Origin of the sequence: Bacillus sp. DJP31, from assembly GCF_049310945.1 — a bacterium.
In the GTDB taxonomy this organism is placed as follows: domain Bacteria; phylum Bacillota; class Bacilli; order Bacillales; family SA4; genus Bacillus_BS.
The window spans coordinates 1-22,319 of the sequence record NZ_JBMERO010000020.1 but is presented as its reverse complement, the minus strand read 5'-3'; the positions used below and the strand labels follow the sequence as shown (position 1 = coordinate 22,319).

25 protein-coding genes and 2 pseudogenes are annotated in these 22,319 nt (G+C 37.1%); 10 read left to right on the top strand and 17 right to left on the bottom strand.

The window, feature by feature from the left end; translation table 11 throughout:
* Nucleotides 1-4: 4 nt before the first annotated feature.
* Nucleotides 5-610, bottom strand: a complete 606-nt coding sequence (locus ACOI1C_RS16325) for a sterol desaturase family protein (RefSeq protein WP_422511661.1) — start codon at nucleotides 608-610, stop codon at nucleotides 5-7.
* A 100-nt stretch (nucleotides 611-710) separates the two neighbouring features.
* Here ACOI1C_RS16325 and ACOI1C_RS16320 point away from each other — a divergent pair, with 100 nt between their 5' ends.
* Entirely contained in the window at nucleotides 711-1,808 is a 1,098-nt protein-coding gene (locus tag ACOI1C_RS16320) for an SDR family oxidoreductase (protein WP_422511660.1), read from the top strand.
* A 58-nt stretch (nucleotides 1,809-1,866) separates the two neighbouring features.
* Here the strand turns inward: ACOI1C_RS16320 and ACOI1C_RS16315 are convergent, their stop codons facing one another.
* Both ACOI1C_RS16315 and ACOI1C_RS16310 read right to left on the bottom strand, forming a co-directional pair.
* The gene (locus ACOI1C_RS16315) at nucleotides 1,867-3,120 is read right to left on the bottom strand and encodes an ATP-binding protein (RefSeq protein ID WP_422511659.1); all 1,254 of its coding nucleotides are present in this window, start codon (nucleotides 3,118-3,120) and stop codon (nucleotides 1,867-1,869) included.
* A gap of 312 nt (nucleotides 3,121-3,432) precedes the next feature.
* A complete protein-coding gene (locus tag ACOI1C_RS16310; RefSeq protein WP_422511658.1) occupies nucleotides 3,433-5,841 on the bottom strand; it encodes a penicillin acylase family protein in 2,409 nt (802 codons plus the stop codon).
* A gap of 307 nt (nucleotides 5,842-6,148) precedes the next feature.
* Here ACOI1C_RS16310 and ACOI1C_RS16305 point away from each other — a divergent pair, with 307 nt between their 5' ends.
* Nucleotides 6,149-6,376, top strand: a complete 228-nt coding sequence (locus tag ACOI1C_RS16305; protein WP_422511657.1) for a spore germination protein — start codon at nucleotides 6,149-6,151, stop codon at nucleotides 6,374-6,376.
* 41 nt (nucleotides 6,377-6,417) lie between these two features.
* On the opposite strand, the gene ACOI1C_RS16300 is transcribed toward ACOI1C_RS16305, so the two are convergent.
* The 3 genes from ACOI1C_RS16300 to ACOI1C_RS16290 form a co-directional block, all read right to left on the bottom strand.
* Entirely contained in the window at nucleotides 6,418-7,587 is a 1,170-nt protein-coding gene (locus tag ACOI1C_RS16300; protein WP_422511656.1) for a M24 family metallopeptidase, read from the bottom strand.
* A gap of 15 nt (nucleotides 7,588-7,602) precedes the next feature.
* Nucleotides 7,603-8,061, bottom strand: coding sequence for a hypothetical protein (locus tag ACOI1C_RS16295; RefSeq protein ID WP_422511655.1), 459 nt, complete (start codon nucleotides 8,059-8,061; stop codon nucleotides 7,603-7,605).
* Nucleotides 8,062-8,353: 292 nt separating this feature from the next.
* Nucleotides 8,354-8,710 carry a GntR family transcriptional regulator gene (locus tag ACOI1C_RS16290; protein WP_422511654.1) on the bottom strand — a complete coding sequence of 119 codons (357 nt, stop codon included), beginning with the start codon at nucleotides 8,708-8,710 and terminating at the stop codon, nucleotides 8,354-8,356.
* Nucleotides 8,711-8,827: 117 nt separating this feature from the next.
* Between ACOI1C_RS16290 and ACOI1C_RS16285 the strand changes: the two genes are divergently transcribed.
* Nucleotides 8,828-9,535: an aspartate/glutamate racemase family protein gene (locus ACOI1C_RS16285; protein WP_422511653.1), complete on the top strand. Its 708-nt coding sequence runs from the start codon at nucleotides 8,828-8,830 to the stop codon at nucleotides 9,533-9,535.
* 34 nt (nucleotides 9,536-9,569) lie between these two features.
* Here ACOI1C_RS16285 and ACOI1C_RS16280 read toward each other — a convergent pair whose 3' ends face one another.
* From ACOI1C_RS16280 to ACOI1C_RS16250, 7 genes and pseudogenes are all read right to left on the bottom strand, one after another.
* Nucleotides 9,570-10,382, bottom strand: a complete 813-nt coding sequence (locus tag ACOI1C_RS16280) for a CAP domain-containing protein (RefSeq protein ID WP_422511652.1) — start codon at nucleotides 10,380-10,382, stop codon at nucleotides 9,570-9,572.
* Between the two features lie 188 nt (nucleotides 10,383-10,570).
* Nucleotides 10,571-11,215 (bottom strand): hypothetical protein, encoded by a 645-nt coding sequence (locus ACOI1C_RS16275; RefSeq protein WP_422511651.1) that lies wholly within the window; start codon nucleotides 11,213-11,215, stop codon nucleotides 10,571-10,573.
* A 100-nt stretch (nucleotides 11,216-11,315) separates the two neighbouring features.
* Nucleotides 11,316-12,707: an alkaline phosphatase gene (locus tag ACOI1C_RS16270; protein WP_422511650.1), complete on the bottom strand. Its 1,392-nt coding sequence runs from the start codon at nucleotides 12,705-12,707 to the stop codon at nucleotides 11,316-11,318.
* A gap of 435 nt (nucleotides 12,708-13,142) precedes the next feature.
* The gene (gene speD / locus ACOI1C_RS16265; protein ID WP_422511649.1) at nucleotides 13,143-13,952 is read right to left on the bottom strand and encodes an adenosylmethionine decarboxylase; all 810 of its coding nucleotides are present in this window, start codon (nucleotides 13,950-13,952) and stop codon (nucleotides 13,143-13,145) included.
* A 159-nt stretch (nucleotides 13,953-14,111) separates the two neighbouring features.
* A pseudogene (locus ACOI1C_RS16260) lies at nucleotides 14,112-14,321 on the bottom strand (polynucleotide kinase); the annotation flags it as partial.
* A gap of 126 nt (nucleotides 14,322-14,447) precedes the next feature.
* Nucleotides 14,448-14,912 (bottom strand): hypothetical protein, encoded by a 465-nt coding sequence (locus tag ACOI1C_RS16255; protein WP_422511648.1) that lies wholly within the window; start codon nucleotides 14,910-14,912, stop codon nucleotides 14,448-14,450.
* Entirely contained in the window at nucleotides 14,860-15,219 is a 360-nt protein-coding gene (locus ACOI1C_RS16250; protein ID WP_422511647.1) for a 4a-hydroxytetrahydrobiopterin dehydratase, read from the bottom strand. The genes ACOI1C_RS16255 and ACOI1C_RS16250 overlap by 53 nt, the downstream gene beginning before the upstream one ends.
* Before the next feature lie 119 nt (nucleotides 15,220-15,338).
* Between ACOI1C_RS16250 and ACOI1C_RS16245 the strand changes: the two genes are divergently transcribed.
* The 4 genes from ACOI1C_RS16245 (at nucleotide 15,339) to ACOI1C_RS16230 (ending at nucleotide 18,135) form a co-directional block, all read left to right on the top strand.
* A complete protein-coding gene (locus ACOI1C_RS16245; RefSeq protein WP_422511646.1) occupies nucleotides 15,339-15,764 on the top strand; it encodes a DUF6526 family protein in 426 nt (141 codons plus the stop codon).
* A gap of 96 nt (nucleotides 15,765-15,860) precedes the next feature.
* Nucleotides 15,861-16,772: an ABC transporter ATP-binding protein gene (locus tag ACOI1C_RS16240; RefSeq protein ID WP_422511702.1), complete on the top strand. Its 912-nt coding sequence runs from the start codon at nucleotides 15,861-15,863 to the stop codon at nucleotides 16,770-16,772.
* On the top strand, nucleotides 16,769-17,863 hold the full coding sequence (locus tag ACOI1C_RS16235; RefSeq protein ID WP_422511645.1) for an ABC transporter permease: 1,095 nt from the start codon (nucleotides 16,769-16,771) through the stop codon (nucleotides 17,861-17,863). The genes ACOI1C_RS16240 and ACOI1C_RS16235 overlap by 4 nt, the downstream gene beginning before the upstream one ends.
* Before the next feature lie 113 nt (nucleotides 17,864-17,976).
* Nucleotides 17,977-18,135: a hypothetical protein gene (locus ACOI1C_RS16230; RefSeq protein ID WP_422511644.1), complete on the top strand. Its 159-nt coding sequence runs from the start codon at nucleotides 17,977-17,979 to the stop codon at nucleotides 18,133-18,135.
* Nucleotides 18,136-18,211: 76 nt separating this feature from the next.
* Here ACOI1C_RS16230 and ACOI1C_RS16225 read toward each other — a convergent pair whose 3' ends face one another.
* Both ACOI1C_RS16225 and ACOI1C_RS16220 read right to left on the bottom strand, forming a co-directional pair.
* Nucleotides 18,212-18,403, bottom strand: coding sequence for a DUF3221 domain-containing protein (locus ACOI1C_RS16225; RefSeq protein WP_422511701.1), 192 nt, complete (start codon nucleotides 18,401-18,403; stop codon nucleotides 18,212-18,214).
* Nucleotides 18,390-18,536, bottom strand: coding sequence for a hypothetical protein (locus tag ACOI1C_RS16220; protein ID WP_422511643.1), 147 nt, complete (start codon nucleotides 18,534-18,536; stop codon nucleotides 18,390-18,392). The genes ACOI1C_RS16225 and ACOI1C_RS16220 overlap by 14 nt, the downstream gene beginning before the upstream one ends.
* A gap of 219 nt (nucleotides 18,537-18,755) precedes the next feature.
* Between ACOI1C_RS16220 and ACOI1C_RS16215 the strand changes: the two genes are divergently transcribed.
* On the top strand, nucleotides 18,756-18,953 hold the full coding sequence (locus ACOI1C_RS16215; protein ID WP_422511641.1) for a hypothetical protein: 198 nt from the start codon (nucleotides 18,756-18,758) through the stop codon (nucleotides 18,951-18,953).
* A gap of 53 nt (nucleotides 18,954-19,006) precedes the next feature.
* On the opposite strand, the gene ACOI1C_RS16210 is transcribed toward ACOI1C_RS16215, so the two are convergent.
* Both ACOI1C_RS16210 and ACOI1C_RS16205 read right to left on the bottom strand, forming a co-directional pair.
* Nucleotides 19,007-19,345 (bottom strand): hypothetical protein, encoded by a 339-nt coding sequence (locus ACOI1C_RS16210; RefSeq protein ID WP_422511639.1) that lies wholly within the window; start codon nucleotides 19,343-19,345, stop codon nucleotides 19,007-19,009.
* A 393-nt stretch (nucleotides 19,346-19,738) separates the two neighbouring features.
* Nucleotides 19,739-20,107: a hypothetical protein gene (locus tag ACOI1C_RS16205; protein WP_422511637.1), complete on the bottom strand. Its 369-nt coding sequence runs from the start codon at nucleotides 20,105-20,107 to the stop codon at nucleotides 19,739-19,741.
* A 255-nt stretch (nucleotides 20,108-20,362) separates the two neighbouring features.
* On the opposite strand from ACOI1C_RS16205, the gene ACOI1C_RS16200 reads away from it, so the two are divergent.
* Together ACOI1C_RS16200 and ACOI1C_RS16195 are read left to right on the top strand one after the other, a co-directional pair.
* Nucleotides 20,363-21,838, top strand: a complete 1,476-nt coding sequence (locus ACOI1C_RS16200; RefSeq protein WP_422511635.1) for a gluconokinase — start codon at nucleotides 20,363-20,365, stop codon at nucleotides 21,836-21,838.
* A gap of 282 nt (nucleotides 21,839-22,120) precedes the next feature.
* A pseudogene (locus ACOI1C_RS16195) lies at nucleotides 22,121-22,319 on the top strand (hypothetical protein); the annotation flags it as partial.

Below are 22,319 nucleotides of genomic sequence, written 5' to 3'. Positions count from 1 at the left end.
TTCTTTATACATCTAACTTGCGAGCGGTTTCACTCTTACTCACATCTTTGCCATCCTTCATCGTACCAAACAGATAATCCATGGAAGGGTTTGTCACTCCAAACCAATAGTTTTCATTTTTGTAATGGTGTAATAGATGCAATTTTTTTACCCACTTTGCCCAAGCAGATTTCGGTTGAACAGGTCGATGGGCGATATAGTGTGTCCATTCATAGTAAAGAAGTGTACAAGCTGCACCTACAAATAAGGCTAACCCAAAAGCCATCTCACCTGTAAAAAGAAAGCCAATTAAGAGTAATACAAATAGTTGAGGCAAGCTATACCATATTGGTAAAAATAATAGCTTTAAATCATCTGGGTCCTCGTGATGGTCATAATGAATTCGTTTCATGAAAGCAAGAAACACTTTGTTTTTTGGTGCTTTCATATGAAAGAAAAACCGGTGAGTTGTGTACTCACTTATAATATAAAGAATGATTCCTAATATAAAAAACAGCCACAAGAACACATTTGTAAAAACCGAAGCCATTCCAATGAGTGCTAGTAGGATAAAACAAAGCATTAACCATACATCATGGAATGTTATAAACTCTTTTAAATACTTCCTCATATACATCCCTCCATGTTATTATTCTATTATACATTTTCAGAATTTTGCAACATTATTAGTCATAAACTTAAATAAACCCTAGAATGGATTGTGATAAAAAATGAATCATACTTACTTTTTTACAGGGTTTCCTGGATTCATCTCTACACAGCTTATTATTCAGCTCTTAAAAGACTACTCCCCTATTAAACAAGTATACTTGCTAGTGTTGCCTTCGATGAAGGAAAAAGCTGAGAATGAGCTTTCTTCTATTTGTGAGGAACATAAGGTTAGTAGTGATCTATTTACCCTTGTAGAGGGAGATATTACAGCGAGTAATTTGGGTATAAAGCCTGAATTACATAAGGAACTCCAGCTTTATGTAACTCATTTTTACCACCTTGCTGCTATTTATGATCTGGCTGTTCCAAAAGCTATTGCCCATAAAGTAAACGTGGAAGGAACACGACAAGTTCTTACCTTTGTGGCTACAATTTCTTCAATTGAGCGGTTCATATACTTTAGCACAGCCTATGTCGCTGGGAAACGGACTGGCCTTATTAAAGAGGATGAGCTCCAAATGGGTCAACAATTTCACAATCATTATGACCAAACAAAATACGAGGCAGAACTTCTTGTTCAAGCGCGAATGGATCTCATACCAACTACAATAATCAGACCAGGAATTGTAGTTGGACACTCTGAAACAGGGGAAACTGCCAAATTTGACGGACCGTATTTTATCCTGAATTTCCTTGATCGCCTCCGTTTTCTACCCATCATTCCAAACATGGGGAGTGGCGTCCACCCTCTTAATTTAGTGCCAATTGATTATCTTATAAGAGCAACAAGCTATCTGAGTCATTCTCAAATTGGAGAAGGAAATGTGTATCATTTGACCAATCCACATCCATACCCAGTGAAAGATATTTATAAGGCCATGATGAAGGAATTTATTAATAAGAAACCTGTGGGCACTGTTCCAGTAAGTCTTGTCAAATCATTTTTATCAATATCCTTTATAAGGAAATGGCTTCGTGTTGAGCTCGAAACACTTGATTATTTTACTTGGAATGCATCATTTGACTGTAATCAAGCACAGAGAGATCTTCAAGGTACTAATATCACCTGCCCTGATTTACTAGAAATGATTCCTGTCATCGTTTCATTCTACAAAGAAAATCAGACAGATCCAACAAAGTTTATTCCCATTCAATGAGAAAGAGGTCAGCCTTAGTAGCTGACCTCTTTTCTCATTGTCAATTTTCATAAAAATGTCACTCTTGGATAAAAGGAATGAGAATGGTTACCTCTGTACCAACACCTTGTTTACTTGAGAACGTCATCTTGCCTTTCATTGCTTCAATTATACGAATCGAAACCAACGTTCCAAGTCCTGTTCCTTTGTCCTTAGTTGTGTAAAATAATGTACCGATACGAGAAACCTGCTCTTGTGTCATCCCTTTTCCATTGTCCCGAATGATTATTTTTGCAAAGTGCTTCTCTTTTTTAAGTATGGCAGAGACACTACCTCCGTCATTCGTTGCTTCTATTGCATTTTTTATAATATTGATAAGTGCTTGCTTAAGCTTGTTTCGATCTGTTTCTATTATTATATTCTTTTCTAAGCTTTCAACTAAGACAACTCCATTCTTCGTTGCTAACGGCTCAAGGAGTGCGATATTTTCGTGTATGACTTCTGACAGGCTAAATTCTTCGACTATCTCCAACTGTGGTTTAGCAAAATTCAAATAGTCACTAATGATGGCTTCTGCTCTTTCAAGCTCACTTAACACTAAAGAGAGATACTTCTTATTGTCGTTTTGTTCATCTTCATTCATGAGCTGTAAAAATCCTTTTACAACAGTCAAGGGATTTCTCACCTCATGCGCAATGGAAGCTGCCAACTCCCCGAGTGTATTCAGTTTTTCACTCCTATTAATCTCTTCTTTCATTTGTTGCTTTTCTATATTTGCCTCATATAAGGTAGCTGCAAAGGCAACCGCTACTAATTGAATTAATCCAAAAAACGTCACATACATGAAGATTTCAAGACTACTTTTACTAGAGACATCAGATAGTGTCACATAAGTAATTAAGATACATAGTTGAATGAATGCTGGCCAAAAACCAATAAGCACTGCAGTACTTACTCGTTTTTTAGGTCTTATGGTAATGAACTTTTTTGAAAATAGAAGAGGTACAATGGAAGCTAGAATAGCACTCATATAACCAAACAACAAAGCATCTCCACCAATCAATGTTCGGGTTACTAAAATAACAATGAACACGATCCCTCCGGAGATTGGTCCCCCATACAGTGCTGCAAGAACTAAGGGAACATAGCGAAGATCCCAATATAAACCATAACTCTCATAGGCAAAAATCATACATAAAAAAGTAGCGATACCATGTAAAATCCCAATTAGATAGGGAGAGTTTCCTAGTTTACGACTTTCAAAAAGGGCATAATATATGAGGATCGGTGTTAAGATAATTAGAACGTGAAGTAAAAGTTTCTCTGCCAGCATCCTTTTGTCTCCTAAAAAAATAGTATATTATAAAGAGATACGACAAAAAAACTCTTATTCCTTTTTTTTTCTACAAGTTTCGGAATTCGGAAAGCTTGATGTGTTTTATGAAGGCTGTTTTCGTAAGCTTTGTTGCTGCTATTTAACCAATTTGTTGAGTGGTTGATTTCAGCGATAGGATGCTCGCTTTCCACTCCAATCAACATAGACTCCCTAAAATACTTCAATATAAAAATCCCGCTAAAAATTTCTGGCGGGATCTAACAATAGAAGTAAGGAACAGTAGCCAATTTTACTTTTTTATCAGCTTTATCAATCAGTTGGGATTAATAGTAACTTACTAGATTCTTCACGATACTTTTCACTCATAACTGTTTTATGATACGTTCCTGTTGTCCAGTCCTTCATCTGATCTTGGTACCATTGACTCATCACATGTCCGGATTGACCTGGCCCCACTACATTATAGCTCTCTAGTGGATTTTTCATGTCTACAACTGTCCGCCAGGATGCACCATGATTCACTTCTCCGGTTTCACTCTTCCATCCTGCCGCCCCAACCGTAACGCGACTTCCTCTCATCGGGATCGATCCATCTTTATTAAACAATAGATTCAAAGGTTTAACAGAAGAAAGAGGGTGTGTGAATGTTACAGAGTGCACATCTCCCCATTTCCAATCTCTTGGGTTGTTACCTTGAACTTCAGATGCACGGTTAACAGCTGTTTGAAGAGATGATTTCAACACTTCCTGTAAACCATCCTTTTCCTTTATCCATATCCCGGCTTCCCCATCATTAGCTTCTCGAATCAGTTGATCGACCACTTGTGCTTTTCCTTTAAAAAGCTTAAGCATGTCTTCACTTATTTCCTCATTAAACAGTAGATTAGCCACTTCCTCCATCCAAAAATGAAATAGAAGTGGTGCAGCTAGTTCTGTATCGTCCGTGAAGTTCCAATCCTTGAATAACTCAAGAGCTGCTAGATCCACTTCCCTTAGTTCTGAAGACTCCACATCCACATGCTCCATGAAAATAGGCACAAACTCTTCAGCTTGCAGATTGTAATGATCAAATTGTAGCTGTTTCATATCGTCAACTGTCAATTTTTCATTGGATCCAAGAACATCTCGGATACGTTGCTGTCGGTATGGTTGCGCCCATGAATGAGTGATATGGTAAGGATAATCATCATCCACAATCTTGTTATTGGCCGTTGAGATAAAGCCCTCCTCTGGATTCACAATGGTTGGAAGCTCATCCCAAGGGATATAACCTTCCCATTCATATTCATCTGTCCAACCTGGAACTGGAAGACTACTATCACCTTTTTTTCGGATGGGAATAAAACCATTTGCACGATAGGCAATCGTTCCATCTGTTGACGCAAAGACAAAATTTTGAGCTGGAGTTTGGAAGTATGTTAATGCTTCCTTAAACTCATCCCAATTCTTCGCCTTGCTGAACATTAAAACCGCCTCGAGCTCAGATGAGGGATCCAATGCAGTCCACCTCATCGATAAAGCTGTTTCAGCCTCTTCGTAATGGGCAAATTCAGAAACAAGTGGCCCATGCCTGGTTATCACCACTTCATACTCTAAAGGCTCCTCTCCTTTAATTGGTATAGTTTCAGTAATAACCTCTGCTTTTTCCCACTGATCATTATACAAAAATTCATGCTCGTTCTCTGGATTTCTTTTTTCAACATATAAGTCCTGAACATCTGGTCCAACGTTTGTGACTCCCCATGATATCGTTTCATTCCTACCTAGGATAATTCCTGGAATCCCAGCAAAAATGACCCCGCTCACATTTATTTCGGGTGACGATAAATGTGTTTCATACCAAATAGAAGGTGTAGCTAACCCGAGGTGTGGATCATCTGCTAAAAGTGGAAACCCGGATATAGATTTTTCACCACTCACAACCCAGTTATTGCTACCGTTCCACTCAGGCGGAATAACTGCCCCAGCAAAGCTTTTTTCCATGTCTAGATTTGTATCCTTTAGTGCTTGAATGATGGTAGGCCCGTCCTTAGGATAGCTTGGAAATAGCTCCAGCGCTTTTTCTTCTGAAAACTTTTGTAAGAGATGGTAGCGAAATGCTTGTCCCTCCCAGTGGCCTCCAAGGTCAAAAGCCATATATTTACCGATTGTCAGTGAATCAATCTCCGACCATTCTGTTGGCTCATATCCTAAAATTGTAAATTCTATGGGTAGGCTACCCTCTGCCTTCGCCTGTTTAATATATTGATTTACCCCTTCTGTATAGGCGGCTAATGCCTGCTTTGCTTCCTCAGAGTATATTTCATACGATTTCTCAGCAGCTCGTCTTAAACCTAGTGTTCTGAAAAATTTGTCTCTGTCTAGTGCTTGAACCCCAACAGCCTCACTGAGCATTCCAGAGGCTTGTCTTCTGCTTAAGTCCATTTGGAATATCCGGTCTTGTGCCGTTACATAGCCTTGAGCTAAAAAAAGATCTTGTTGATTCTTTGCCTCAATATGTGGAACACCAGCTGAATCACGATAAACCGATACCTGCTCGGTTAGCCCCTCAATCTCCAAAGAGCCCTCAATTATTGGAGCACTTTTGTTTAACATCCAATAGAAATAGCCAATTAGTAACAAGGAGATCATAAATATCGCCAATAAAACAGACACTGTGACTTGCCATCTTTTCTTAGTTGGCCAAATCCGTAACCTTTTTTTCACTATAACTTCCACTTTGTTCCCCCCTAATAGAAAACGCTTTCAATAATGCTGATTCATTACTTAATTTTATGAATATTTTGTCTTATCATACCAAAAAAAACCAAGAGTTTCTATATTATAATAAGATAAAAAATCTCCTTGTTGAAAAAGCCACCTACAAGAAAAGCGCAAGCGCCTTCGTTGGAGCTAGACACTAACCCATTTTGATAAAACTTATACTTTCTTATCTTTGAACAATAAACAAATAATGAACAATTGTCTAATCAATTGCTAAGCGTCCTTCATACACTAACATAAGGATTTTAAAAGGAGTGTTTTTATGCCTTGTATAATTGTAGGACCCATCGTCTTTAATAGTAATGAAGGAATCATTGTTACAGGTGATTCTTTGAATACTTCTCCAACTTCTTCATCCAAGGTCGTTGCAGGTTCAGGGGGATTTAATACTGGTTACTTTGTTCAAACCAACAATGGATTAAGTTCTTCTTTAAACAACGATCCGGATGTAGCAGATTCAAACGTGACAGAAACTGGAGCTGTTACTTAAAAAATCGGGTGTATCCCGATTTTTTTAATTGTTGCAGAGATTTAATTGGCTGGAATCAGAATTAGTTCATTTTGTCTTTTCGTCAAGTATTGGATTCCAGTACTCGTAACAACAATATTTTCTTCAACAATAAAATGAATTCCATCATCTAAAAACAAGGTAGGCTCGATCGTGAATACCATACCCTCTTCGATTTCAACAAAAGGGGAATTCCCATAGCGCTTCCATCTAGGAGCAAACAATCCACCTCCATCGTGGACAGCTCTTCCAATTTGATGCCCTGTCGCATGAGTAATTTCTGGATACCCATTTGAAACAAAGTAATTACGAGCTGCCTCATCGACCATGTACCCCATAACACCAGGCACTATTATTGATGCCGCTCTTGAAATTGCTTCATGAACTGCTAGAAAAGCCTGTTCTATCTTGTGTGGAGCTCTGTCTTCATCTTCTTTTAGAAAATATACTGTCCTAGCGATGTCAGAAACATAACCTTCCACATCAACACTAAAGTCCATGATGACCAGATCACCAGGATGAACGGTCGCCTCACTAGGAGCACGATGAGCGATATTCTCCTTCATCACAATTGGCATGGATAACGTCCGGTCAATCCCATTTACCACCTCACGCATCTCCATCTCACGAACAAAAAGCTGACCGATCTCTTTTTCGGTCATTCCTGCCTTCAACTCAGAGAAAACAGCTTGATAAATCTCTTCTGTCACAGTGATAGCCTTTTGGATCCGAGCAATTTCATTACTAGATTTAATCGTTCTAAGCTTCGTTAGAATACGCTCTGATGAAACATACTCTCCTTTAAAATCATTCTTTAATGTCCGTATCAACCAACGAAACCGTCCAGCAGTCAATCCATCTACTAGATGCTCTTCTTTAGAAACATTTAAAGCAATGGTAGTGGGATTTAATTTCGAAATCTCTGTTTGAAGACACTCATTTAGATTATTTGTAATTTTCACTTCAAAAAGATCTGTCTCCTCAAAACTATAAGCATCTTCTTTGTTACAAAGGAGAACTCTTTTCCCGCTCCTAGTAAGTAAAATCGCAAATACTCCTCCTGCTTTTACTTCTAAAATAAGAGGTAAACACGGGTCGTCTCCACCCTTTGCCACGATTAACCAAACGTCAACATTATACTCATCTAAGTACTGTTCAGCCTGATTTAGCTTCTCTTTTTGAATTTCAAACATCCCTTCACCTCTCCTCTACACAATCTCTGTTTTCAAGAGTTCTTTCAAAAAACCTTCACTAGACACTTCAATTTCAGCCAATGAATTTTCGCCAATCATACTCTCCACCCATTCAAACAGGCCTTGAGTCAATCCACCTGACATTTCATCTGATTCAGATAGATTAAGAGCCAGTCTATTACAGTCTAATTCATTCCATATATGCAAAAACGTTTCTTCAACATTTTCCCCAAATACATGAACATGAGGAAATAGATCGGTCGCTTCATAGTTTCCTTGATCACTTTTCGAGGTTAATACGGTGTGTTCACCATTGCTACGAATAAAAATAAATGCTAAAGAAACAGACCTAATTCCAAGCAAAAATGGAACAGAAGAATCAGTCCCTTCTCTTGTTACAATAAGCCACGTATCAATTTTATGTGTTTGAAGCCAGTCTTCTGCTGCCTTAACTCTCCCTTTATAAGGATCCATTTTTAGCTTTTCCCCTTTACTTAAAGCTTGTTCTTGTTACTTACTAGTATTCTATTTTAAATTTAAAATTACCTTTTTCAGACGTTTGATACCCTCTTTTATTTGTAGTTCTGTCAAGCTTTTCGTATCCCAATACTATTTTGTGGGTATGTAATCCTTTTTGCATGGCATATTTCTCCACAGGATAGACCACGACACCCAAACTTGTCTGATCCTTTCTAGTAATGAACAAGTGAATAAAACATTTTCAAACTCAACAACTAAGTGCATCCCAGCAGCTTGGCCTACTAGTTTAAAACGAACAAAATTCTGGATTTCCAACTTTAAAATCAATCAGATCCTTTTCCTTTTCTAGTTGTATTCTTTGGTCAGTAGATTCAGGAAGTTCTTCTTTTCTTTCAAAAGAAGATTCTGGTGCAACGAAGGTTCCCGACCTTGGCTTTACAATCAAATAGCCTTCAGCAACTAACTGCTCATAGGCCTCCAATATTACATTTCTAGAAATCCCTAAAACAGTAGCTAATTCTCTTGAAGAAGGAAGACGATAGCCAACTTGGAATTCTTTTATTAAGATCTTATTTTTAATTTGTTCGAAAACTTGCAGTGTTAATGATTTTTTTGTTTTTTTTTCAACATATATTAATAGCATTCTATCATCTACATTCAATTATCTGGACCTATGAAAACGTTCATTACTTGGCACTATTATAAACCAGTGTAACATGCTACGATTCTCATAAGAAGACTAGAGAGGGGACGTTTAAAAATGAAGACAATTGGTTTAATCGGGGGACTTAGCTGGGAGTCAACTTCTGAATATTATCGCTATATCAATCAATTTATAAAGAAAGAGTTGGGCGGTCTACATTCGGCAAAATGTCTGCTCTATTCATTTGATTTCCAAGAGATGGTGAACCTTCAACACAGCGGGGAATGGGACAAAGCAACGAAAAAGATGATTGAGGCTGCCAGGACTTTAGAAAAAGGCGGGGCTGATAACATCGTGATTTGTACGAACACGATGCATAAAATGGCAGAGGAAATCTCAAGAGCAGTAAATATTCCACTTCTTCATATTGTTGATACTGTCGCGGAAGAAGTTAAGAAACAAAAAGTAAAAAAAGTCGGACTTCTTGGCACTCGATTTACAATGGAACAAGATTTTTATCATAGATTATTAAGTGAGCATAATATCGAAGTAGTCATTCCGAGTGAAGAGGATCGAACTCTTGTTCACAACGTAATATACAACGAGCTATGTAAAGGAGAAATTAGTCAATCTTCAAAGAAGAAATATATCGAAATCATAAATAGATTAGTTTCAGATGGAGCAGAAGGAATCATACTTGGGTGCACAGAAATACCCTTACTCATTGGACAAAATGATATATCCATACCTCTTTTTGACACAACCCAGATTCATGCAATAGCAGCTTCAAAATTTGCATTATCAGGTTTGTCCTTTCAAAAATAAGATATAGGACCAGCTTAATGCTGGCCCTTTTCTTTTACTTCTTAATAAATAACTGCGTCCAATAGCTTCCTGAAGTGGCGTAGCCTACCCCAATGTGAGTGATTTCTTTATTTAAAATGTTTTGTCGATGCCCTGGGCTGTTCATCCAAGCCGTCACTACTTCTTGAGCTGAGCGTTGTCCGGCAGCAATATTTTCTGCTGCTACTTGATACTCAATTCCTAAGTCCTTTAGCATTTGAAAAGGTGATCCATATGTTGGCGAAGTATGGGAGAAATACTTATTTTGGGCCATATCATCTGATTTCATCTGGGCTGCTTTTTGTAATTCAGAATAATCTCCCAAAAGAGCTCCCAGACCATTCTTTTGTCTTTCTTGATTTGTTAATTGAACCACTTGAGTAATCATATCACCAGATGGTGCAGGCGCTGGGGCTGCTTTTTGTCCGGTTCCTCCAGGTGCTGTTGAATTCCCTTGGCCCGCATTTGCTTTAGGAGTAGCTGCTTGTCCTTGGCTCGTATTTCCACCAGCACTTTGATTCGTTGTTGGGTTTTGACCTTGTTGTCTGTTGTTTTGATAACCCATATTTCGACGCTGTTGATTTTGCTGATGATTAGTGGAAATCTTTGGGTCATGATGTCCTGAAGGCTTACTAGATGCCGTACTACCTGTTAGCTTTCCATCCGAATTTGTTCGACTGTTTCCTGAGTGATAATTCACGTCATCTCCAGTTAAAAAGTCGTTTCTATTATCGTAATCTTGGGCAGATTCATCGTCTTCTGTATTACAACCAGACAATGCTCCTAAAATAAGAAGCGCACTCAAGAAAAGTGTACTTAATTTTTTCATTGTAGAACCTCCTCATAATGAACATCATGCATTCTTAATCTTCACCGGAAGAATTTTTTTATCCTAAAAAAAATTAGTAATGAATAGCATTTTAGTGGTTTAGGGCTCTGGACTTGGATGAACCAAACTATATAAAAATATCTACAAAAAAAAGCCGGCTTATTAGCTGGCATTCTTTAGTTCCTATTTTAGAAATCAATCTTAATTTTTTCTGCATCTTGAATTTTATCTTCATCTTTATTAAATACATCGCTTGTTGTAATAGTTAGTGAATCAATTTTAGACCTTTCAAGAATAAAACCTATGTTACCGAATTTCTGCTCCTGACCTTCGATAACTCCATTCAAGTCTTCAAGGTAAATATCATTTTCCCATGGTATATTTTCACCTTCACTTGTTTCAAAAATGGCTACAGGTGCAAAGTTCAAGTTTTCTGAACTGTTATTTTTAATTTCTACATACACCTTAGCAAAAACAAACTGTTCTTCATGTGTTAGTGTGTGAAAGTAATCGATTAGACTGTAATCTGGTACAAGTTGAATAAGTTTTACATCTTTAATCGTCATCTCGATGTCACCAATATTATACGTTCTATCTAAGTCATCTATTGCATGTAAAGTAATCTCACCTTTTCGGTCAGAATAGGAATCTCCAACCTTAAGCAAAGTGCGATCATCTGGTACTTGTGGATTTGATACATACACATCACTTCTTTTTATCTTTTTTTGAGAAAGAACTTGTTCTTTTTCATGAGGAGCATTCGCTTCTTGAAACGAACTATTTGAGCATCCGAATAATGTAAATGAGAGCAATAAAATGAAATATTTCCTCACAAAAATCCCCTTCCAACCATTGTGCACAAAAGGCAAAAACTACCCGCTGTTATCAACTAACAACGGGAATTTTTTTGTTCTTTCATTCAAATACTACCTATTAGTCATTATCATGATTATTTTTCTTACCATATCCTAAAAGGTTAAAAATGTTAATAGCCATATCTGTGTTGTCAATTTGGCCCATAAAACGTTCTTTTGCAGGTCCGAAAGCATATACTGGAACGTCTTCACCAGTGTGTCCACCTGTTGTCCAGCCTGTATGAGATCTCTTATTGAAGATATTTTCAATTGCATTATCTATTTCTATTGGCTTTTTTGTTGTAGCAGATGTCTTAACTGCATTAATTTCTTCAGGAGTTAAGGCTAAGATATTCTGGTCAATGTATTTCTTTAATGTTTCTTCCACGTCCGCACCCTTCATAATTTCAGCTGTCATGAAATCAGGAGTACGCTTTGCAGCGGTTATTGGCTTACCAAACCAGTTATAAATTCCGTCAGATCCGATAGAGAAACCACCAGTTGAATGGTCAGCTGTTGCAACAACTAATGTATGCTTGTCTTTCTTTGCAAACTCAATGGCTGCTTTGAAAGCTTTATCAAAGTCTTCCATCTCACTCATAGCCCCAACGATATCATTGTCATGGCCTGCCCAGTCAATTTGGCTTCCTTCGATCATTAAGAAAAATCCGTCTTTGTCTTTGTTTAAACGATTAATTGCAGAGTTTGTCATTTCTTCAAGAGATGGAATGTCTTCCGTTCTGTCAATCATCTTTGGCATTCCACCTGGAGCAAATAAACCTAATACTTGCTGATTTTTATCTGCCATTAATTCTTTTTTGTTAGTAACATAGCTGAAGCCATCATTTTTAAATTCTTCCGTTAAATCACGGTCAGCACGCTTAAATAGGGCTGTGCCACCACCAAGTAGTACATCAATTTTATGCTTCCCTGCAATTAAATCTTGATAGTAATCGTCAGCAATAGCATTCATGTTCTTACGGCTCTCATCATGTGAACCGAATGCTGCTGGTGTAGCATGAGTAATTTCAGAAGTTGCTACAAGACCAGTTGCTTTCCCTCGTTCTTTAGCAGCCTCTAATACTGTCTTCACAACAGAACCATCATTATCAACAGCAATCGCATTATTGTATGTTTTAATCCCAGCTGACATAGCTGTTGCAGCAGATGCCGAATCCGTAACGTTTTGTGCTGGATCTTCTGGGTACGTCATTTGTTGACCAACAAGATATTGATCCATGTAAGTCCCATTTACATACTCATTTGTAGAAGTGTTTTTTAAGTAACGGTAGGCAGATGTATAAGAAACACCCATTCCATCACCAATTAAGAAGATTACATTCTTTACTTCTGCACGTCTAGAATCACCATTTGCTTCTGCTGTTGCAAAAGTTCCTGCTAGACTTCCTAATGCTAACGAAGAAACAACAGCAAACGGAATTAATTTCTTTGATAATTTAGACTTAAACATTTACATACCTCCAATCGTTTTATGTACAATCTACAAAACTGATTATAGTTTAGTAGTTTGAAGTTTTGATAACATAAACATGTAATTAGTGTAAATTAAGATTATGATTGGCTATTCTAGTAAAATGAATCTTTTTAAATCAATGGAACTATAAAACGATCAGTATCGACTTTATTCACCGCTTCTTTCATCCTATGTTTTGTCGATATTTGTATCTTTTCAGACTAATTTGTCACATGTACTATATTAGTAGCTTGATAGATTTGTTAACGTTTTTCTTTACAATGAAATCGATATGTAACAAACAAATCAGGCTGCCTTAGAATTTATCGGCAGCCTGGAAACCTTCTTTCTATAATTTTTAATTTACTTTTTCTACATCATTTCAGTGGACTAACAACTTATCATTACAGTTATTAAACAGTTTTTACATGATCAATAGGTAATGTTCTTGCCATAAAAAATCTCTTCCATCTCGGTCTTGAGCTTTTTCGTAATTTCGAGTTGCTCTTCAGGCGGGAGTTCTTCTTTTTTATGTCCAAATAGATAATTATCTAAATTAAATTGTCGCAGCTTGCATTTAGTATGAAAGATGTTTTCTTGGTATACATTCACATCAATCATGTCATACAACCGTTGAACCTCATCTGGAATATAATTTTGAATGGAATTGATATCATGATCAATAAATAATTTATGGCCCGTCACGTCTCTGGTAAAGCCGCGGACTCTGTAATCTATAACCATTACATCCGTTTCAAATGAATGAATTAAATAGTTCAAGGCTTTCAGTGGAGATATTTCCCCACAAGTGGAAACATCAATATCGGCTCGGAACGTGCTAATTCCGGCGTCAGGATGGTATTCAGGATATGTATGGACGGTGATATGACTCTTATCAAGATGAGCCACAACATTTCCAGTGATTGGACCAGGTGACTCTTCAAATGCTTCTTTGGGTGCTTCATCAACTGGACCCTCTGATACTAAAATCGTTACACTAGATCCTTGCGGAACATAGTCTTGCTTTGCAATATTGAGAATATGAGCCCCAATCATTTCAGTAACCTTTGATAAAATCTTGGTCAATCTGTCCGCATTATACTGTTCATCTATATAGTGAATGTATGAATCCCGCTCTTCAGTTGTTCTCGTATAGCAAATGTCATACATATTAAAGCTCAACGATTTAGTAAGATTATTAAATCCATGGAGTTCTATTCGTTGTTCTGGTGTCAGTGTCATCCATTAGGTCCCCTTTTTTGTATATGTTTCGATATAATTAGGTTTGTTAAAAGAGCTCCTTACTATTCTCTACTAACAACTAAGGAAGTATTTACTAATTTTACGGTTTATTCTTCTGGATGCAAAAAGCCTTAATCAAATAAGTAAGTCCTGAGTCTATCATAATCTAGGATCAATCCGGTCAGATTCCATAGCTAATGTTGCTAGAACACATTCATGGACTCTTTCTAAGGATTCACCGTTTACAAATCGTTTGATTCCCTCAATACCTAAAGCAAACTCGATTAAGGCTAGCTTTTGCTTTTTACCTGTGTTCCTATTTTTTAGCCTCACAAGATTTTCGGGAAGTAAATAATCCATGCCATATATAAGAGCCTGTTCAAAAAGGAGGACAAAAAGAGCAAAGAAGTTCAAGGAAGCGAAGTCTTGAGCTTCCTGCGCGTATGTTTTGTATACGTGAGGAGCGGAAAGACGAGCTGACGAAGAAATTCGAAGCTATTTTTGCCGGACTTTTTGAACATCCTCTATAATGTTAAGATATATACGTACACGTACTTTAATAGCTGGCTGAAGAAGTTTTCCTTTGTTTTTCGAAGTGAATTTAAAAGGCTTAATGACGATTCCTTCGTGCCCTTCACTTGTTAGGCTTTCCCACCACTGTATGACCTCAGCTTCACTTGCTTCATCGGTAATAATTTTATATTCCGTTTCAACAAAAAACTTTGAAATCCCGGCAAACTCTCCGTTCATTTCCATATGCAAAGTATGTGGTTTTTGGAAAAATGCTTCTTTACTATGTGCTAACACGTGAAAAGGTGCTATTTGAATTTGACTTACATCATCTATGTCCCAACAATATTTCTGAAAGACTTCCTTAAAATTGTATAAATAAAAGGTAAATATCATCTTAAAGAGAACGAGTTCTTGAGCTTGTATCAAGAACTTTTTTGTGTTTGTCACTTGAATCTATTTTCATTTTTATCTCATCATAGATTCGATCATAAATCATCGCTAGCTCGAAATCTAGCTGTGTCAACCCTCTAGCTTTCCATGACGACATTTTCACCGTAATAAGCGTATAATCTATCGAAATGAACGGATGATGATTAACTTCTTCAGACCTCTTCGCCACCTCATGTACAAACTCAATTCCCCTTAAATACTCATTAAATCGATATTTCTTTTGAATCCATACCTCTTCTACTAGCTTCCACCCGTTTTGGTTCTTTAAATACTCTTCAATTTCTTCCGGATTTAATCGAGTCACAATTTCATTCTCCTTAAATTCATGCTCTTTGTTCTAACTATACAACTTAGCCTATATAATTTGTACAGAATCAGCTTTAAACCCTTATAATAAAAGTAAGACCAAAAGGAGGTACATACGTGAAAAAACAAAGCTATGATAATCACAGACAATTCCCAATGTTCCATGGAGGCATCCTTCTATCCATTCTTATTAGCCTTATCTTATCTGTCATCTTCTTCATTCAAAATCTGGGTGAACAAATGCTACTTAGCTTCATTGTCCTATTAAGTCCTGTTATTTTTCTACTTCTCGCGATCAAGGCAAGAGGTTATGGATTAAAACTACAGGATCGTATTATTCGTAATGAAGAAAACTTTCGTAGCTTTCAGCTTACAGGTAAAATAGCTGAACCCCGCTTAACGTTAGGACAAATCATTGCCCTTCGTTTTGCTAGTGATGAAGAATACCCTGCATTAGTTACAAGAGCTATTGATGAAAATTTATCTGCAAATGAAATCAAAAAAGCTGTTAATAATTGGCGATCAGATTTCCATCGAGTATAATAAGCTTAAGTAAATCAGCAGTCCTATATAGGGCTGTTTCTTTTTTGAAACCTAAATGGAAAATAGATTGAGGTGGCTAGAGTGACACAAGAAATAATGGTTGAGGCAAAGGGACTTGTAAAAAGATATGACTCCTTTACAGCAGTAAATGGTGTTGATCTTTCAGTTTATAAAGGAGAAGTATTCGGACTTCTCGGACCAAACGGTGCTGGTAAAACAACCACAATTGAGATGTTAGTTGGTCTTCGTAAGCCCGACGAAGGCACAGCTTTTTTAGCTGGTTTTGATGTAAAAAAAGAGATTAACAAGGTCAAAGAAGTCATTGGAATACAACTTCAATCCACTTCCCTGTTTGAATTATTGAAAGTGGAGGAAATTCTACACTTATACGCTAGCTTTTACCCAAGACACCTTGACATAGAACAACTAATCACTGATATGCTTTTAGCTGAGAAGCGAAAGGATCGAGTGAAAGGCTTATCAGGTGGTCAGAAGCAGCGTTTGGCAATCGCCTTAGCCTTGATTCATGATCCAAAAGTAGTGTTCTTGGATGAACCTACTACTGGACTTGACCCACAAGCACGACGCACATTATGGGATATTATTTTACGTTTAAAGGATCAAGGAAAAACAGTTATCCTCTCCACACATTATATGGACGAGGCTCATGTCTTGTGTGACAGGATTGGAATTATGGATCAAGGTAAACTAATTGCATTGGATACGCCAACAAATTTAGTGAGGCAGCTTCAATCTAGCAGTACGATTGAGTTTCAAGTCGCCAGTCCTCCTGAAAAGGACTCATTTTTACAGTTGGATGGTGTGAAGGAAGTTGGGATTCGTGACAAATATGTTCAGTTATATACGGATGAGCTTCAAAAGTCACTAACTGCCTTGATTCACTATGTGTCCGATCACAATGTGATCATAGAAGAGCTTCAAACTAGGTCCGCTACTTTAGAGGATGTATTCATTCATATGACAGGAAGGAGCTTACGAGAATCATGAGAGCCTACTTGCAGTTAACACTGGCACAATTACGCATTTTCTCAAGAAATAAACAGGTTCTATTTTTCACTTTACTTTTTCCAATTATCTTAATGCTTGCTCTTGGCACATTTGTCGGAGGAGGGAATAACTTGTCTCTTAGCATTGCAATTGTGAATGATGATCAATCTGAAACTTCTATTCAGTTAGAAGAATTATTTAAAAAAAATGAGGGTATTACAGTTACCTACTATGATAGCGTAGAGGAAGGGAAATCTGCTGTAAAAAATGGGGATGTTCCTCTCTTGCTAGAAATACCAAAAGGGTATGGTTCTGAAACAGAAACAGAGGATGAAGCTCCCTATCCACTTCCTGTTTATTATAATGAGACCAATTTGGCAGCAGCCGAGCTTGGCTTGACTGTTGTAAACGGAATTATAGACCAATATAGCAAAGACCTTGTTAGCTACGAACCGACCATAACAATTGAATCATTTGGTATTGAGGCAAAAACGATTCGTTATGTAGACTTTTTAGTGCCTGGAATTGTTGCAATGATGATTATGAGCAACAATATGAATGGTGTCGCTGGGCAAATTGCTGCATGGCGTGAACGAGGAATTTTGAGAAGAATGCAAGGGACCACACTCAAAGCCTCTACCTTTATTGCTGCTCAAATAACCGCCCGATTGTTTTTGAACGGAAGCCAAGCATTACTTGTTCTCCTAATTGCTAACCTTGTCTTTGATATTGATGTTGCTGGATCCTGGCTTGCTCTCATTTTCTTTGTGGTGCTCGGAACACTCGCATTTATGTCACTCGGTTTTATCATTGCAGGTATCGCGAAAAATCCAGAAAGTGCTGGACCAATCGCTGGGTTTGTCACCTTTCCTATGTTGTTTTTAGGTGGAGTTTTCTTCCCTATTAGTAACATGCCAGAGTTTTTACAACCTTTTGTAAAAATACTACCAATTGCTCACTTAAGCTCAGCACTCAGGGAAACAATGAATATTGGTACCCCATTTTTAGCTCTTGGCTTTGAAACTTTGATCCTATCAGCCTGGTTAATCGGAGGATTTGCTATAGCTAGTTATGTGTTTAAATGGGAATGAAGTATTATTAAGTCAAAAGTAAACAATGGATTAGCTTAATAGAGTCTGTTCAAAAAGGAGGACAAAAAGAGCAAAGAAGTTCGAGGAAGCGAAGTCTTGAGCTTCCTGCGCGTATGTTTTGTATACGTGAGGAGCGGAGAGACGAGCTGACGAAGAAATTTGAAGCTATTTTTGCCGGACTTTTTGAACACCCTCTAATAGCTAATCCATTCTTCATATCTTTTATTCGAATAGACTTAACTTTGTCGGATATTCACCAACATATTGTATAAACCTCATTTTATATACACTAAACAACTTCCGGTCACACAAAAGCAATATTTAGTAGCTATTTTGCCGACTCGCATATTAAAGCTTATACTTAATTATTTTAATCTCAGCAGCTGTGGCCTGAAGAGGTTGTGAATCAATTGGTTCTGATTCATAAAATATCTTCACAATTTGTCCTACTTTTAGATCCCAAAATTCAGCACTTCTATTATTATTAAAGACTATGGAAGTATTCTTATTTGTTTTAAGTTCCACTTCACCATAGGTCATCATTAAAAACATATAGATTCATTGACTCTGAATCTATTATAGTAATTTCACCTTCTATTCCTTCAATCGAATTTGACTCTCCTTGAGAACATGAAACTAATAATAGAATAAATGAAATCCATAATACTCTCATAGTATTAGCCTCCGAATTAATATCCATCTTTTGTTGGATCTTCAATACCTAAAACAATTCTTTCTTTTTTTATGTCGGTAGTGGAACTAATTAATTTTATGTTTTTATTGTTAAGCACTTAAATATCACTAAATAGCTTTTTAGTTAAATTTTGCAAATCCTTTTGTGTGTACTTAACTTGATAGATAATTATTTTTTCAGGAGCAGAAGATAAATCTTTTGTTTTTTGTTTGTCTTCACCTTTTAGAGTCTGTTCAAAAAGGAGGACAAAAAGAGCAAAGAAGTTCGAGGAAGCGAAGTCTTGAGCTTCCTGCGCGTATGTTTTGTATACGTGAGGAGCGGAGAGACGAGCTGACGAAGAAATTTGAAGCTATTTTTGCCGGACTTTTTGAACACCCTCTTTTAGATCTGAAGTAAAACCAATATAAATTTTACCTTGATGTTTTTGATCGATATAGATTGTAAAATTGTCAGTAATGCTTTCTGTAATAATTCCTTATTTTAGGAAGTTCTATTTCATGCATATCTGTTCTTTTGTTAATTTCAGTAAATTCTTCTTCAGTAAGGATATAACTGTTCTTTTCAAAGTAACTATCTTTATTCTTCAGTAAATATTCAACAAAATTCTGATCACTCTTCAAGCCCATTTTTTCTCGGAATTTAATATTCTTATTAATCTCTTTAACATCAATTTCTTGATCAAAAATTTGTTCCAAGTTGTTTAATGAATCTGCCTGTATACTCTTAAATGGCCCAAAAGATAATAAAATAAAAATGCAACAAAGACTACTAAACAATTTTTTTATCATTCTTTTTTAATCCTCCCTAAAATATTTATTAAAAAACACCTACTCTTAAAGTATTACATAAAAAAACAACTCAAAATTTAGAATTTGTAAAAGTTAGTAAAAAATGGTATGGGACTTCCCTCCAAACTCTAATCACCCATCATTCCTTTGTATTCTCGATCATCTGTAGCTTTGCAATTATACTCGGACTCTTTTTATGAAATCTAAATGTCATTTTCACTGTCCACTTCTCCAAACGACTCATGAATAAAAACTTAATAAGATCCATTACCTTTACTGCTGGTCTTTGTTTACTAGGCTTTAGTTTCTATTTTGGGAATCAGCTCTTTAAGCTACTCTTCTAAACAAAAATAGGGGCAGGTTCAAATGAACCTGCCCCTATTTCATATATGTTTATTTTAAAAACTCTTCAACTCTTTTTATTACCTTTTTATACTTTGGTGTAAGCTTTTTAGGCTTGCCTGGAGTAATGGTTTTAACTTTATCTGTCTGTTCAGTAGATACTATTTGAAGGTAAAACGGGTTTGTTTCCAGGTCCCCACCTAAGTATCCTCTAAGTATCTTCATTTTCGATGATGAGCCTGTAATCTCTCCGTTGTAATCCCATTGGATATCATTCTTGTAAGTATCATCCATTCTTTCCTTTAGGGCTAAAACTTCTGATACAGCTTCTTGATGGGTGTTAAAGAAGAAATTGGTTCTCTTCAGACCCTTCTTTTGAAATCCGTCTCCAGCTTTCGCTTGATAGAACACACTTGTCATATCGGTCATCCTTCCTGTTTAGGTCTCACGCTTTTTTCGCCAATGAGTCTAATCACCAGGAGACCCAAAGGGTTTATCCCTTATATCCTATTATAACCGTTATTAACATAAACTACCACGATTTTGCAAGAATAATATTTTTTACCAGCAATAATTCTTTGAAACGTATGTTTTTCTTGTCTCTTTATGATAATGTAAGCTTTAATTAAATGAAAATTTCACCTGAAAAGGTAATGAATGAAGAAGGTGTATCTTATGAGCCGTTCTATTGTTATTGGACTCGATATTGGAACAACTAGTGTGAAAGCGGTTGCTTTTACAAAGAGTGGTCATGTTGTAGCTGAGCACGAGAGATCCTACCCCTTATACACGCCCAATCCTAATTGGGTTGAACAAGATCCCTTAGAAATTGAACAAGCAACAATTGCTGTACTTCATCATTTAATTGAAGTAAGTAAAATAGATTCAAGTACCATTTTGGCGATTGGTTTGTCGAGTGCTATGCACTCTCTCATTTGTATGAGCAATGAAGGGGAACCTTTATCTCATTCTATTACATGGGCAGATGGACGTGCCTCAAAACAAGCTTCTCAATTAAATGAGCATAGTCTATCTCTCTATCAATCGACAGGAACACCCATTCATCCTATGTCTCCATTAGTGAAACTCATGTGGATGAAGGAAAATAATTTCACCCCATATCTTGCAGCCTCAACATTTGTGTCCATAAAAGAATTTATCTTATACCGCTGGTTTGGGTGCAAGGTGGTTGATTATGCGGTTGCTTCTGCAACAGGTTTATTTGACATACATAAACGAACATGGAATCAAGATGCGTTAAAGCTAGCTGGTATTACAGAGGATCGACTCTTTAAGCCAGTCCCACCGACAGAAGTTATTACCGGCTTAAATAAAGCGATTGCTCATCAAACAGGAATGCCAACAGACATCCCGTTTGTAATTGGGGCGAGTGATGGATCTCTCGCAAATTTGGGAGTTGGTGCCATTGATCCAGGGGAGGTCGCCATCACAATTGGTACAAGTGGAGCTATTAGGCAATTAGTTGCTCAACCCAAAACAGATGCTCTTCAACAAACATTTTGTTACACCTTTACCGACTCGATGTCCCTTATTGGCGGTCCTACTAATAACGGTGGCATCGTTTTACAATGGTTAAAGGAAACACTCGGAAGTCATGAAAGTTATGAGGCATTCCTTTCTCAAGCCGAGAAAGTGGGTCCCGGAGCGGAGGGGTTATTATTTCTTCCCTATTTAAACGGGGAGAGAGCACCGATTTGGAATTCAGAGGTAAGAGGAAATCTGTTTGGACTGTCATTAAGGCACAAAAGAGAACATATTATTCGTGCTGGGTTGGAAGGAGTTATATATAGCGTTTATCATGTCGGACAAGCGCTAGAAAGACTTGCTGGCAAGCCAACCAAACTCCTTGCAAGTGGAGGATTTGCCCGTTCGCCACTATGGCTTCAAATAACGGCGGATGTTTTTAATCAGGAAGTACAAGTTCCAGTTAGTCATCAAAGCTCCGCATGGGGAGCAGCTTGGGTTGCCTTGCAAGGTATAGGTGAGGTCAATACCCTAGAATCTATTAAAGAGTGCATTCCCATGCAAGGACTCTATAAGCCAAATGCGGACAACCATAAAGTGTATATCGACATGTTTAACATGTTCACAGAGCTATCAAAGACTACGAACAAAATGTATAGAAGATAGGGAATGGATACGGAACAGCAATAGCTCTCCTATTGCAGATAATGAATGGGTCTATTTTTGCGCCTGAGTTTAAAGTAACATCAACATTAGAAATATTCTGGATTATCCTTTCAATGATTCTCCTGTTGATTCCACACCATATTTCAACAAAATTAGGTGCAAGCTTTCTTTTAGGACTTTTTGTATATGTAACAGCTGAGGTTGGGGTCTTCCATATGCTGGATTACGGCTTTTACCTCTCTATATAGGTGTCCTCCCTATAGAAAAAACGAAGATAGAAGATTGGGGCTTCCCATTCTCTATTTAGGAACGGGATTATCATTATGTTGGATTGCAGTGGAAAAATGGGTATATCCAGAATTAACCATTAGCATAATCCAGCATCATGGAGTTCCTAAATTTGGTTTTCCCTATGATATTTTCATTGTATTAGCTGCATTCATTGAATTTATTGTCGGATACTTATTAGTAGTTGGCATTT